This is a genomic window from Herbaspirillum sp. WTB6, assembly GCF_057457785.1.
This window is the reverse complement of record NZ_CP176522.1, coordinates 3,280,249-3,293,067: the sequence shown is the minus strand read 5'-3', so window position 1 is coordinate 3,293,067 and position 12,819 is coordinate 3,280,249. Positions and strand designations below refer to the sequence as shown.

The window sequence follows — 12,819 nt, the reverse complement described above, 5'->3', positions numbered from 1 at the left end:
TAATTTGCAAAACAAACAGAATATTTCAGGTGATCGGATAGATCTACCTGAATTTCGCCATTCAAGCGGTACGTCGGCTTGCGCATAATGATGCCATCAGACACACCTGCGGAGTTCCATGTGGATGGCATCCTGTTTCTGAAATCGGCCTTGATCGGCCTTTCGATCGCGGCCCCGGTGGGGCCGATCGGCTTGTTGTGCATCCAGCGCACCTTGAGCCACGGCGCCCGCATCGGCTTCATCAGCGGCCTCGGCGCCGCCTGCGCCGATGCCTGTTTCGGCCTGATCGGCGCGTTCGGCGTGGCCGCCGTCACGCAAGCCTTCGTCGCGCTGGCGCAGCCGCTGGCGCTGGCCGGCTCGGTGCTGCTGGTCTGGATGGGGGCCAGGCTGCTGCGCGCGCCGGTGGCGCAACAGACTGCACGGGCACGCGAGACGGTGAAGGCGCTGCCGGCGTTTTCTTCGGTGTATGCGCTGACGATGACCAACCCGCTGACCATCCTGTCCTTCGTCGCCGTCTTTTCGGCGCTGGGAGCAGGCGCGGCGACCGATGCCGGCAGGGCGGCGCTGATGGTGGCCGGCGTATTTGCCGGCTCGGCGCTGTGGTGGCTGGGCCTGGCGCTGATGGTGGCGACGCTCCGGCACCGCATCAGCGCGCGGATCATGACCCGCGTGAACCAGGCCGCCGGCCTGTTTCTGCTCGGTTTTGCGCTGTGGCAAATCGCGCGGGTATGGGCGGCCTGACGCGGCCTGCCCGGATTTTTTAGCTGGCGGCGGCCTGTCCGCCGTACAACTGCGCCGCGGTGACGCCGGTATCGAGCCGCGTCAGCGGCAGTGGCGGCGGTACCAGCGGCAGGCGCAGCGCCTGGTACGCGGCTTCGCTGGACAGGCCGTAGGGCGCGGCGTCCTGGTTGTCGAACGCGTAGTAGACCGCGTCGACGCCGGCCATCACCAGCGCCGCCACGCACATCGGACACGGGTGGCCGCTGGCGTACACCACGCTGTCCTGCAGGTTTGGTCTGCCCAGCTTACGGCTGGCGGCGCGTACCGCTTCCATCTCGGCATGGGTGGTCGGGTCATGGCTGTGCACGATGTCGTTGACGCCGGTGGCGACCACTTCGCCGCCGATCGCCAGCACCGCGCCGAACGGGCGGCCGCCGCGTGCCAGGTTGGCGGCGGCCAGGCGCACCGCTTCGCGCAAGTGTTGTTGGTGGCTGGTTGGCATGGGGGAACTCCTGTGATGATTTGGTATGAACTGCTCAGCGCGCGCCGGCGGCGCGCAGCAAGGCGGCGCTCTCAGTCTGGCCGCGCCGCAGCGCATGCTGCAACGGGGTCACACCGTCGCGGTCCGCCAGATTGAGGTTGGCGCCGGCGGCAATCAGCTGGCGCACGATGTCCTGGTGCGCCGGCCCGCCGTCGGACAACAGGATCGCTTCCAGCAGCGCGGTCCAGCCGAGGCGGTTGACGTGATCGAGATTGACGCCGGCGGCGATCAGCGTGCGCACCGCCTCCACATGGCCGCGCTCGGCGGCCGGAATCAGCGCGGTGCCGCCGTAACGGTTGGTGCTGGCGAGGTCGGCACCGTGCGCCAGCGTCATTTGCAATATGTCGACCCGGCCTGCGGCGCCGGCCAGCAGATACGGGCTGTCTTGCTTGGCATCCCTGGCGTTGACGTCGGCGCCGGCCGCGATCAGCGCGCCGGCGATGGCGATGCGGTTCAGCTCGATCGCCAGCAGCAGCGGCGTGCGGCCAGCCGCGTCGCGTATTTCGCGCAGCGACGGCCCGGACGGGCTCGCCAGCAGGCGCTCTGCCGCCGCCGTGTCATCGGCACGGACCGCTTCGTGCAGTGGCGTGGCTCGGGCGGCGTTCATCAGGCAGAACAAGAAAAACAGCAAGGTGGGCAGGCGGCAAAGGCGTGGCAACATGGCGCTGGAATGATTGCAGTGACGGAACGTGAGACTGTATAGAAATGCGGATCGATTGGGAAACCGGATTTTGGGAAATCGCGTGGCTCGACCACGGCTGGCGGATAGCAGCGATTCAAATCCGCCTGCGGCAACTTACGGACTAATCAGGAACGGGGCCGACCGGGCCGCAACATTCGTTAGAATGACAGGATCTTGCGGCATGCGCCGGAACCGCCGATTGACACGCCAATCAATGCGTTTGATCGCGGCCCGGCATCGAACTCGCGCTACGCCTGCTAACGCTGCAGCGCATGCCGCACCGGCGTAGCCGGCGCTCTACCCTCCCCTGCAACCTTGTCTTGAGATTGGTGAACTGTTCATGAAATCGATTTGCATCTATTGCGGCTCCGCGGTCGGCGCCTCCCCGGTGTATGCGCAGGCCGCGCGCCAGTTGGCGCAGGGCATGGTGGCCAACAACATCGGCCTGGTCTACGGCGGCGGCAACATCGGCCTGATGGGCGTGATCGCCAGCGAAGTCATGCGCCTGGGCGGTGAAGCCACCGGCGTGATTCCGAAGGCGCTGCTGGACAAGGAAATCGGCCACCTCGGTCTGACCCGGCTGCACATCGTCAAGGACATGCACGAGCGCAAGGCGATGATGGCAGAACTGTCGGACGGCTTCATCGCGATGCCGGGCGGAGTCGGCACGCTGGAGGAATTGTTCGAAGTGTTCACCTGGTTCCAGCTCGGGCTGCACGACAAGCCGATCGGCTTGTTGAACGTGAACGGCTTTTACGACGGCTTGATCCAGTTCATCCAGCACCTGGTCAGCGAGCAATTCCTGAAGGCGAACCAGGCCGGCTACCTGATGCACGAAGCCGAACCGGCGACGCTGCTGGCGCGCTTCACGTCCTACGTGCCGAAGTATTACGACAAGTTCCTGGATCAGGATACGGCGGGCGAAATCCTGCGTTAGCGCTCCGCAGGATTTCGAAAAAATTGGAGTATATTACAAAAACTTCCATTTTCAGGGCGGGAAAAGCTATATAACCAGGGAGTATTTGACCCTCTATCCAGCCAGCGCCTGGCTGAAATCCTGCAGCAGGTCGGCTTGATCCTCGATCCCAACCGAAACCCGGATCAGCGATTCGGCGATGCCCATGGCGGCGCGCCGCTCGCGCCCCATTTCGTGGAAGATGGTGTGCGCAACCGGAATCACCAGCGTGCGCGTGTCACCCAGGTTGCTGGCCGCGATCCCCAGTTGCAGGCGGTTCAGGTAGTCAAAGCAGTCGATTCCCTCGGCCAGCTCGAAGCTGAACAGGCTGCCGCAGGCGCGGAACAGTTCGCGCGCCAGCGCGTGCTGCGGATGCGACGGCAAGCCCGGGTAATGCACCGCCGCCACGCGCGGGTCGGCCTCCAGCAGTTGCGCCAGCGCCAGCGCGCTGGCGCAGGAACGCTCCATACGCAGGGCGATGGTTTCGGCGCCGACCGCCAGGTGATGCGCCGCTTCCGGCCCGAGCGCGGCGCCGAAGTCGCGCAAGGCCTTGGCGCGGATCTGCGCAATGCCCCACTGCGGCGGCGCGAAGCGCTTGTAGGTTTCGTAAATGTTCGGATAGACGCTCCAGTCGTACAGCCCGGTATCGGTCAGGCTGCCGCCGAGCGCGATGCCGTGGCCGCCGATCGACTTGGTCAGCGCATTCACCACCAGCCCGGCGCCGACCGTCTTCGGCTGGAACAGATAGGGCGACGTCATCGTGTTGTCGACCACGTACAGGATGCCACGCGCGCGGCACAGCTCGCCGATGCGCCGCAGGTCGGCCACCTGGGTGCGCGGGTTGGCGATGGTTTCAACGAACACCAGGCGCGTTTGCGGCGTGATCGCCGCTTCCACCTGGGCGACATCGGTGGCATCGACCATCGACACGCTCGCGCCCTGGGCGCTGACGGTTTGCCACAGGCTGTTGGTATTGCCGAACAGGAAGGCCGACGACACCACGTGATCGCCCGCGCGCAGCAAGGCCAGGGCGACGGCGCCGATCGCCGCCATGCCGGTGGCGAAACAGATCGTGGCCAGGCCGCCCTCCATCTTGGTGATCTTGTCTTCCAGCGCCGAAACGGTCGGGTTGCCCTGCCGGCCGTAGCGGTAGCCGGGCTGCTTGCCCTGGAACACCGCCGCCAGTTCACGCGCATCCTGGTAGCCGAAGGTGACCGAGGTATGCACCGGCTTGTGCACCGAGCCATGCTCGATTTTCTTTTGCCGGTCGCTATGCAGGATGGTGGTGGTGAAACCGTAAGGCTGGGTGGTAGTCATCGTCGTCGGTATGAATGGACGCGCAAGAGGAAAGGCGGCAGGCGTGCTTCCGGTTGGTGGCGTTCGGGTTGGGTAGTGGATGCAGCCCGGCGTCGGGATCAGTCGACCTGCGCCAGGTTCAGGTTGAGTTGCGAACGCACCATGTCCTCGCTCTCCGGTTTCGGATTGTTGCGGGCGAATTCGATGCGGTCCAGGTATTCGGGTGAAATGTCGCCGGTCACGTAGCGGCCATCGAAACAGGAAGCCTCGAAGTTTTTCAGCGCCGGATTGACGTCCGAAATCGAGCGCTTCAGCGCTTCGATATCCTGGTACACCAGCGCGTCGGCGGTGATTTCGCGGCACACTTCATCGTCGCTGCGGCCGTGCGCGATCAGTTCGTTTCGGGTCGGCATGTCGATGCCATACACGTTCGGGTATTTCACCGGCGGCGCGGCCGAGGCGAAGATCACCTTGTTGGCGCCGGCGTCGCGCGCCATCTGCACGATTTCGCGGCTGGTGGTGCCGCGCACGATCGAATCGTCGATCAGCAGCACGTTCTTGCCCTTGAATTCGAGCCCGATCGCATTCAGTTTCTGCCGCACCGATTTCTTGCGCTGCGCCTGGCCGGGCATGATGAAGGTGCGGCCGATGTAGCGGTTCTTGATGAAGCCTTCGCGGTATTCCAGGTTCAGCTTGCCGGCCAGTTGCATCGCCGCCGGCCGCGACGAATCGGGAATCGGCATCACCACGTCGATCTCGCCGGTGGACAGTTCGCGCCGGATCTTGTCGGCCAGGTATTCGCCCATCTTCAGGCGCGTGGCGTAGACCGAGGCGCCGTCGATGATCGAATCCGGGCGCGCCAGGTAGACGTATTCGAAGGCGCACGGGTTGAGCGACGGATTGTCGGCGCATTGCTGATGATACAGCTTGCCCTCGGTATCGATGAAGATCGCTTCGCCCGGCAGCACGTCGCGCAGGAAGCGGAAACCCAGACCGTCCAGCGCCACCGATTCGCTGGCGACGATGTACTCGATGCCGCCCTCGGTATCGTTGAACCCGATGCACAGCGGCCGGATGCCGAACGGATCGCGGAACGCCAGCAAGCCGTAGCCGGCGATCTGCGCCACCACCGCATACGAGCCGCGCACCCGCCGGTGCAGGGCCGAGACCGCCTGGAACAGCGTCGACGGCTCCAGCGAATAGCCGGTGGTCGCCTGCTGGATTTCGTGCGCCAGCACGTTCAGCAGCACCTCGGTATCGGAATCGGTGTTGATGTGGCGGCGGTCGTTCTTGAACATCTCGATCTTGAGTTGTTCCCAGTTGGTCAGGTTGCCGTTGTGCGCCAGGATGATGCCGAACGGGGCATTCACGTAGAACGGCTGCGCTTCCTCGGCGCTGTCGGAACCGGCGGTCGGATAGCGCACCTGGCCGATGCCGGAATTGCCCGGCAGCGAACGCATATTGCGGGTGCGGAACACGTCGCGCACCAGGCCGTTGGCCTTGTGCATCGAAAATCCGTTGCCGTGGCTGGTGGCGATTCCGGCTGCATCCTGGCCGCGGTGCTGCAACAGCAGCAGCGCGTCATAGATCAGTTGATTGGCGGAATGATGGGAAAAAACGCCGACGATGCCACACATGGTGGACTCCTAAACTAAATGATGTGAAAACGCTTTAAAACTGGATACGCTGCGCAAACTCGCCCGGCAAGTACGGCTGCACGGTGCGCGCCGCCGTTTCCGCCAGCGGGGAAAACAACGCGTTGCGCCAGAAATCCTGCTGCGGAATCGCGGTCATGCCGCACAACAGCACCGTGGCCACCACGATCAGCACGCCGCGCGCCAGTCCGAACAGGCCGCCCAGACCGCGGTCGGCCAGCGTCAGCCCGCTGGCCTTGATGAGCGCATCGACCGCCAGCATCAGCAATCCCATCAGCAGGCGGCAGCCGATGAACAGCACGATGAAGGCGACGATCAGGCGCGTGGTGCCGCCGGGAATCATGTCCGGCAACAGGCGCGCCAACTCTTCGCCATAGGCGTTGGCGACCACGAAGGCGACGATCCAGCTCAGCAGCGACAATATTTCCTTCACCAGTCCGCGCACGGTGCTGATCAGCACCGAACAGACCAGCACGAACAACACCAGGTAATCGAAACTCGTCACCGTCAAAACAGGGCGCGGATGGCTGCCATGGCGCCGATCAGGCCGGCACCAGGGTGCCGCTCAAGCCCAGCTTGCCGAGCCGGGCGCGCATCTGCTCGGCTTCGTCCTTGCTGGCAAACGGGCCGACCCGGATGCGGATGCGCTCGCCCGACGCGGTGGCGACTTTTTGCGTGTAGGACGTAATGCCGGCATGCGTCAGCTTGCCGCGCAATTCGTTGACCTTGTCGGCCGACGCCAGCGCCGCCACCTGCACCACGAATTTGCCGGGCTTGGCGTCACCCGCCTTGGCGACAGCAGCCGGCGCATCGAATTTCCCTTCGAGGATCGCTTTGGCGCGCGCCGCCTCGTCCGCCCGCGGCACGGCCGGCGCATGGGGCGCAGCATGCGCTTCAGGCTTGTTCTCCGGCTTGGCGGCCGGTTTGGCCAGCGCCACCTGCGGCGCAGGCGCAGTCAGGGCGGCCTTTTCGACCGGCTTGACCGTCACCGGCGTGCTGACCTCCTCGCGCGCGGCAAGCGGGGCGGCGGCCACCACAACCGGCTTGACGGCCGGCGGTTCGATGATTTCTTCGGCCGCATCCAGGCCGTTGGACTTGGCCGGCGCTGCTGCGGGCAGCGGTGGCACGTCCGCCGGGGCCGGAGCCGGGGTCTTGTTTTTCGAGGGAATCTGGATCGAAATATCCTCGGCCAGCGGCTTCGGCTCCGAATCCAGGATCATCGGCAAACCGATCACCAGCGCCAGCACCAGCGCCACCGCGCCCACCAGGCGCCGGCGCGCGCGCTTCTTTTCGGGGAGGGCTGGATCAACCGGCTCGCGTTTGGCGGCGCTGCCGTTGCTGCCGCCACGTTTGGCGCGGCCGCGCGCCGCAGTGGACTCCTGTTCGGCGCGCGAGTAGAACTCATCGCCGCCAGCGGCGGATTCCGGCTTGCTTTTGCGGAAAAACGGAAACCAGCTCATGCGTTGTCGAAACAATCCGTCAATGGTGTTCCTCGGCACGACGCGCCTGCAGGACGCCGGCAACCGTCACGAATGAACCGAAGACCACAATTCTATCATTCTGCCCGGCACGCTTCCGCGCATCGGCGTAGGCCGCCGCCGGGTTTGCAAAGCGCGTGATCGAGACCTTGGCCTGCGGCTGGTCGCACGGCGTAACGCCGGCCGCCAGCAGTTCCTGCTCGATGGTTGCGGCCGAGGCGGCGCGCGGCAGCGGCAGATCGGTCACGCACCAGTGATCGATGCGATCCTTGAAGGCGGCGGCGATGCCGCGGATGTCCTTGTCCTGCATGGCGCCGAACACCGCGTAGGTGTAGGGGAAATAGCCCATGTTGTCGAGGCTCAGGGCCAGCGCCGCTGCCGCATGCGGATTGTGGGCGACGTCCAGGATCACCAGCGGCTGCCCCGGCAATACCTGGAAGCGTGCCGGCAGATCGACCATCACCAAACCGTTGCGCACCTCCTGGCCACTGACCGGCAGCCGCAGGCGCAGTGCTTCCAGCGCGGCCAGCGCAGCCGAGGCGTTCAGCAACTGGTTGGCGCCGCGCAGCGCCGGGAAATCGAGCGCGTTGCGGCGCTGGCCGCGGCCGCCGTAATTCCACTGCTGCTTGTCGCCGACATAATTGAAGTCGCGCGTGACTAGCCAGAGGTCGGCGCCGATCGCCTGCGCATGGTCGATCAGCGACTGCGGCGGCACCGGATCGCTGCAGATCGCCGCGCGGCCGGGGCGGAAGATGCCGGCCTTCTCGAAGCCGATCGCCTCGCGCGTATTGCCCAGATAGGCGGCGTGGTCGATGTCGACGCTGGTCACGATGGCGACATCGGCGTCGATCACGTTCACCGCGTCCAGCCGCCCGCCCAGGCCGACTTCCAGGATCACCGCATCCAGCTTGGCGTTGGCGAACAGCTTCAGCACCGCCAGCGTGGTGAATTCGAAATAGGTCAGCGAAACGTCGCCGCGCGCCGCCTCGACTTGCGCAAAAACGGTCATCAGCTCCTGATCGGACACCGACTCGCCGTCGATGCGCGCGCGTTCGTTGAAATCGAGCAGGTGCGGCGAGGTGTACAGGCCGACGCGGTAGCGCGCGCGCAGCAGGATCGACTCCAGGAACGCGCAGGTCGAGCCCTTGCCGTTGGTGCCGCCGACCGTGATCACCGGGCACTCGAAGCGGATGTCGAGCCGCTCTTTGACTTGCGCCACCCGCTCCAGACCGAGATCGATCGCGGTCGGATGCCGGGTTTCCAGAACCGCGAGCCATTCGGCCAGGGTGGCGGGGAGAACGGTGCTTGCTTGGGTTGGCATGATGGCTTTGCGTACTTCGGGTTCGGGTGGGGGCGCGCGGCGGCTTGTGCGCCGCGCGCGCTGCGGATCAGCGTATTTTCAGTGCTTCAGGTGATGGCGTCAGCCGCCTGGTTTTGCAGCAACGCCAAGAGGCGCGCAATTTCCTCGCGCATCTTGCGGCGGTCGACGATCATGTCGACCGCGCCCTTTTGCACCAGGAATTCGGCGCGCTGGAAACCTTCCGGCAACTTCTCGCGCACCGTGTTTTCGATCACGCGCGGGCCGGCAAAGCCGATCAGCGCCTTCGGCTCGGCGATCACGACGTCGCCCATGAAGGCGAACGAGGCGGATACCCCGCCCATGGTCGGATCGGTCAGGACGCTGATGAACGGCAGTTTCTTTTCCGACAGCCTGGTCAGCATCGCGGTGGTTTTCGCCATTTGCATCAGCGACAGCAAGCCTTCCTGCATGCGCGCGCCGCCGGTGGCGGTAATGCAGATGAACGGCACCTTCTGTTCCAGCGCGGTCTGCGCGCCGCGCACGAAACGCTCGCCGACCACCGAACCCATCGAGCCCCCCATGAATTCGAATTCGAAGCACGCCACCACCACCGGCAAGGTCATGATGGCGCCGCCCATGACCACCAGGGCGTCGGTTTCGCCGGTGGCTTCCATGGCCGCCTTCAACCGGTCCGGATACTTCTTGCTGTCCTTGAATTTGAGGGTGTCGACCGGCAGCGCGCTCTGGCCGATTTCATAGCGGCCGCCCTCGTCCAGCAAGGCGTCCAGGCGATCGCGCGCGCGAATCCGCATGTGGTGATTGCATTTGGGGCAGACGTGCTGATTCGATTCCAGGTCGGTGCGGTACAGCACCGCTTCGCAGGACGGGCACTTGACCCACAATCCTTCCGGAACCGATTTGCGCGTGCCGCCCGCTTCGCTGCGCTGAATGCGCGGCGGCAGTAGTTTTTCAAGCCAGCTCATGGTGCTCTCTTTCTGTTTTTTTGCCTGCCGAATTGTACAACGGGCGCTGTTTGCAGCGCCTGCCCCGGGCCGGCCGGACGGGCGGCCTGCTTCCGGCGCGGGCGGCGCTGCCGGCCCGCAAGCCGAGCCGCCGCGCCCTGTTTTTCAAAAACGGGGGTATATTCAAAAAATCGATATTTTATCTGCGAATTTCAGTTCTGATATCTGGAGTATATAAAACGATCTGGCTGCGCGGCGGGTATCCGGCTAGCGTTGCGGCTGGTCCAGCGCCTGGCGGATGGCTGCCAGGAAGCGCTGCGCCGCGGCCACCGCTTCGGCGCGCGGCGTGTTTTCCATTTCCTGGATGATGCGGCTGCCGATCACCACTGCGTCCGCCACCGCGGCGACCGCCTTGGCGGTAGCGGCATCGCGAATCCCGAAGCCGACGCCGATCGGCAGCGTGAGCTGCTGGCGGATGGTGGCGATCCGCTGCGCCACCTCGACGGTATCGATGTGGCCGGCGCCGGTCACACCCTTCAGCGACACGTAATACGTGAAACCGCTGCCAAGCCGCGCCACCTGGCCGATGCGCTCGGTGGTCGAGGTCGGCGCCAGCAGGAAGATCGGGTCCAGCCCGGCCTGCTGCATCAGCGCGGTGAATTCCTCGCATTCCTCGGGCGGGTAATCGACCACGATGGTGCCGTCCACGCCCGCCGCCTGCGCCGCCTGCACGAAGGCGGCCTGCCCCATGCGCTCGATCGGATTCGCATACCCCATCAAGACTATCGGCGTGATTGCATTGGTTTTGCGGAATTCGGCCACATACTCCAGAACATGGTGGAGGGTGACGCGGGCCGCCAGCGCCCGTTCGGAAGCGCGCTGGATCACCGGGCCTTCCGCCATCGGGTCGGAAAACGGCACTCCCAGTTCGAGGATGTCGGCGCCGCCGGCCACCAGCGCATGCATCAGCGGCACCGTCAGTTCCGGCGCCGGATCGCCGGCGGTAATGAAGGGAATCAAGCCTTTTTTATGGCTCGCCGCCAGCGCGGCGAAGGTAGTTTGGATTCGGGACATGGATTTTCTCGGGAAGGTGGAGGGTCGGCGCGAGCAGGAGAGCGCTGCGCCCTCTCCCGAGCCGCGCACCGCGCATTGGTTCAGACAGCTCGCCCGGCGCGCTGCGCCACCGTATGCATGTCCTTGTCGCCGCGCCCGGACAGGTTCACCAGGATGGTTTTATCCGCCGGCAGGGTCGCCGCCAGCTTGGCCGCGTGCGCCAGCGCATGGCTCGATTCCAGCGCCGGGATGATGCCTTCGATGCGGCAGCAGGTATTGAACGCGGCCAGCGCCTCGTCGTCGGTGATCGAGACGTACTGCGCGCGCCCGCTATCCTTCAGCCAGGCATGCTCGGGGCCGACGCCGGGATAGTCCAGCCCGGCCGAGACCGAATGCGTTTCGCTGATCTGGCCGTTCTCGTCCTGCAGCAGGTAGGTGCGGTTGCCGTGCAGGACGCCGGGCGAGCCGGCCAACAGCGAGGCCGAGTGCCGCCCGGTGGCGATGCCGTCGCCGGCCGCCTCCACCCCCACCAGTTGCACCTCGGGATAGTCGATGTACGGATAAAAAATCCCCATCGCGTTCGAGCCGCCGCCGATGCAGGCCACCACATAGTCCGGCTGGCCCCCGGTCATTTCCGGCATCTGCGTCAGGCATTCGGTGCCGATCACCGACTGGAAATCGCGCACCATCATCGGGTACGGATGCGGCCCGGCCACGGTGCCGATGATGTAGAAGGTGTTTTCGACGTTGGTGACCCAGTCGCGCATCGCTTCGTTCAGCGCGTCCTTCAGGGTCTTGGAGCCGGATTCGACCGGCACCACTTTCGCGCCCAAGAGCTCCATCCGGTACACGTTCTGCACCTGACGCTTGACGTCCTCGCTGCCCATGTAGACCACGCATTCCATGCCGAAGCGGGCGCAGATGGTGGCGGTGGCGACGCCGTGCTGGCCGGCGCCGGTCTCGGCAATCACGCGCGGCTTGCCCATGCGCTTGGCCAGCAGCGCCTGGCCGATCACGTTGTTGATCTTGTGGGCGCCGGTGTGGTTCAGGTCTTCGCGCTTGAAGTAGATCTGCGCGCCGCCCATCTGCTCCGACCAGCGCTTGGCGTGATACACCGGGCTGGGACGGCCGACGAAATGCTTCAGTTCGCGCTCGAATTCGGCCACGAATTCGGGGTCGCGCTGATAGCGCGCATAAGCGTTTTTCAGTTCGGTCAGCGCCGGCGTCAGAGTTTCGGCGACGAAGCTGCCGCCGTACGGGCCGAAATGGCCGCGCGCGTCCGGCAGCGCATAGTGGGCTGCCTGGCGCAGGGCGCTGGTGGCGAGCGGCTGGCGCTCGAACTGCTGTTCGAGCGGAGTGAATTGGGTCATGGTCATTTCCTGCTGGATTCGGTATCGGGAGCGATGCCGGCGTCCGCCTGCCGTACTGCCTCGACAAAGGCGCGGATCCGCTCGGCATCCTTGATGCCCTTGGCCTGTTCGACGCCGCTGCTGACGTCGACCGCGTAAGGGCGCACGCGGGTCACCGCGTCAATCGCGTTGTGTGCGCTCAAGCCACCACTTAAAACGACCCGAGGCGCGAGCTCTTCTGGGATGAGAGACCAATCGAATACCTTTCCACTGCCGCCATAGCCATCCGCATGGGCATCCAGCAACAAACCGGCAAACAGCGGGCTGGCGGCGCGATAGCTTCTCTCGCATTCTAGCAAATCCGGGAGGGCCCGCGTGCCGTCGATCCGTAGCGCGCGGATGAATGGCCGCCGCACGCGCTCGGCCAGCGCGCAGCACTGCTCCAGGCTTTCGTCGCCGTGGAATTGCAATAAGCCCAGCGGCGCCTGTGCCACGACCTGCGCCACTTGCTCGGCGTCGGCGTTGACGAACAAGCCGACGGCGGACACGAAGGGCGGCAGCCGCGCAATCAGTCGTGCCGCCGCCTGCGGCGCGACGTGGCGCGGGCTGCGCGGATAAAACACGAAACCGAGCGCATCGGCGCCAGCCGCCACCGCCGCGTCGACGTCTTGCGGCCGCGTCAGGCCGCAAATCTTGATCCGGGTGCGCGTCGTCATGCGCGGCATCCCGATGAATTGCCGCCACGACATCCGGATATTTCAGACTTCCTCATATACCCCTTGCCAACATAGTCGGATACGGGCGAATCAATTTCCGATTATCCATATA

At 65.1% G+C, this 12,819-nt stretch carries 13 protein-coding genes; 2 read left to right on the top strand and 11 right to left on the bottom strand.

Features of this window, described 5'->3' with window-relative positions:
- Positions 1 to 87: 87 nt before the first annotated feature.
- Positions 88 to 741 (top strand): LysE family translocator, encoded by a 654-nt coding sequence (locus tag ACK2VC_RS15290; RefSeq protein WP_486731237.1) that lies wholly within the window; start codon positions 88 to 90, stop codon positions 739 to 741.
- Positions 742 to 760: 19 nt separating this feature from the next.
- On the opposite strand, the gene ACK2VC_RS15285 is transcribed toward ACK2VC_RS15290, so the two are convergent.
- A complete protein-coding gene (locus tag ACK2VC_RS15285) occupies positions 761 to 1,222 on the bottom strand; it encodes a nucleoside deaminase (protein ID WP_486731236.1) in 462 nt (153 codons plus the stop codon).
- 34 nt (positions 1,223 to 1,256) lie between these two features.
- A complete protein-coding gene (locus tag ACK2VC_RS15280) occupies positions 1,257 to 1,868 on the bottom strand; it encodes an ankyrin repeat domain-containing protein (RefSeq protein WP_486733258.1) in 612 nt (203 codons plus the stop codon).
- A 415-nt stretch (positions 1,869 to 2,283) separates the two neighbouring features.
- Here ACK2VC_RS15280 and ACK2VC_RS15275 point away from each other — a divergent pair, with 415 nt between their 5' ends.
- On the top strand, positions 2,284 to 2,880 hold the full coding sequence (locus ACK2VC_RS15275) for an LOG family protein (protein WP_486731235.1): 597 nt from the start codon (positions 2,284 to 2,286) through the stop codon (positions 2,878 to 2,880).
- 93 nt (positions 2,881 to 2,973) lie between these two features.
- Here the strand turns inward: ACK2VC_RS15275 and ACK2VC_RS15270 are convergent, their stop codons facing one another.
- The 9 genes from ACK2VC_RS15270 to ACK2VC_RS15230 form a co-directional block, all read right to left on the bottom strand.
- On the bottom strand, positions 2,974 to 4,215 hold the full coding sequence (locus ACK2VC_RS15270; RefSeq protein WP_486731234.1) for a cystathionine gamma-synthase family protein: 1,242 nt from the start codon (positions 4,213 to 4,215) through the stop codon (positions 2,974 to 2,976).
- Positions 4,216 to 4,313: 98 nt separating this feature from the next.
- Complete coding sequence (gene purF / locus ACK2VC_RS15265; RefSeq protein ID WP_486731233.1) at positions 4,314 to 5,831, bottom strand: amidophosphoribosyltransferase; 1,518 nt, start codon at positions 5,829 to 5,831, stop codon at positions 4,314 to 4,316.
- A 34-nt stretch (positions 5,832 to 5,865) separates the two neighbouring features.
- Positions 5,866 to 6,354 (bottom strand): CvpA family protein, encoded by a 489-nt coding sequence (locus ACK2VC_RS15260; RefSeq protein WP_486731232.1) that lies wholly within the window; start codon positions 6,352 to 6,354, stop codon positions 5,866 to 5,868.
- A gap of 37 nt (positions 6,355 to 6,391) precedes the next feature.
- Positions 6,392 to 7,309 (bottom strand): SPOR domain-containing protein, encoded by a 918-nt coding sequence (locus ACK2VC_RS15255; protein ID WP_486731231.1) that lies wholly within the window; start codon positions 7,307 to 7,309, stop codon positions 6,392 to 6,394.
- Positions 7,310 to 7,328: 19 nt separating this feature from the next.
- A complete protein-coding gene (gene folC / locus ACK2VC_RS15250; RefSeq protein WP_486731230.1) occupies positions 7,329 to 8,648 on the bottom strand; it encodes a bifunctional tetrahydrofolate synthase/dihydrofolate synthase in 1,320 nt (439 codons plus the stop codon).
- Between the two features lie 86 nt (positions 8,649 to 8,734).
- Positions 8,735 to 9,610: an acetyl-CoA carboxylase, carboxyltransferase subunit beta gene (gene accD / locus ACK2VC_RS15245; protein ID WP_486731229.1), complete on the bottom strand. Its 876-nt coding sequence runs from the start codon at positions 9,608 to 9,610 to the stop codon at positions 8,735 to 8,737.
- A gap of 246 nt (positions 9,611 to 9,856) precedes the next feature.
- Positions 9,857 to 10,663: a tryptophan synthase subunit alpha gene (gene trpA / locus ACK2VC_RS15240; RefSeq protein WP_486731228.1), complete on the bottom strand. Its 807-nt coding sequence runs from the start codon at positions 10,661 to 10,663 to the stop codon at positions 9,857 to 9,859.
- 80 nt (positions 10,664 to 10,743) lie between these two features.
- A complete protein-coding gene (gene trpB / locus ACK2VC_RS15235; RefSeq protein ID WP_486731227.1) occupies positions 10,744 to 12,012 on the bottom strand; it encodes a tryptophan synthase subunit beta in 1,269 nt (422 codons plus the stop codon).
- A 2-nt stretch (positions 12,013 to 12,014) separates the two neighbouring features.
- Positions 12,015 to 12,707, bottom strand: coding sequence for a phosphoribosylanthranilate isomerase (locus ACK2VC_RS15230; protein WP_486731226.1), 693 nt, complete (start codon positions 12,705 to 12,707; stop codon positions 12,015 to 12,017).
- Between the last annotated feature and the right edge of the window lie 112 nt (positions 12,708 to 12,819).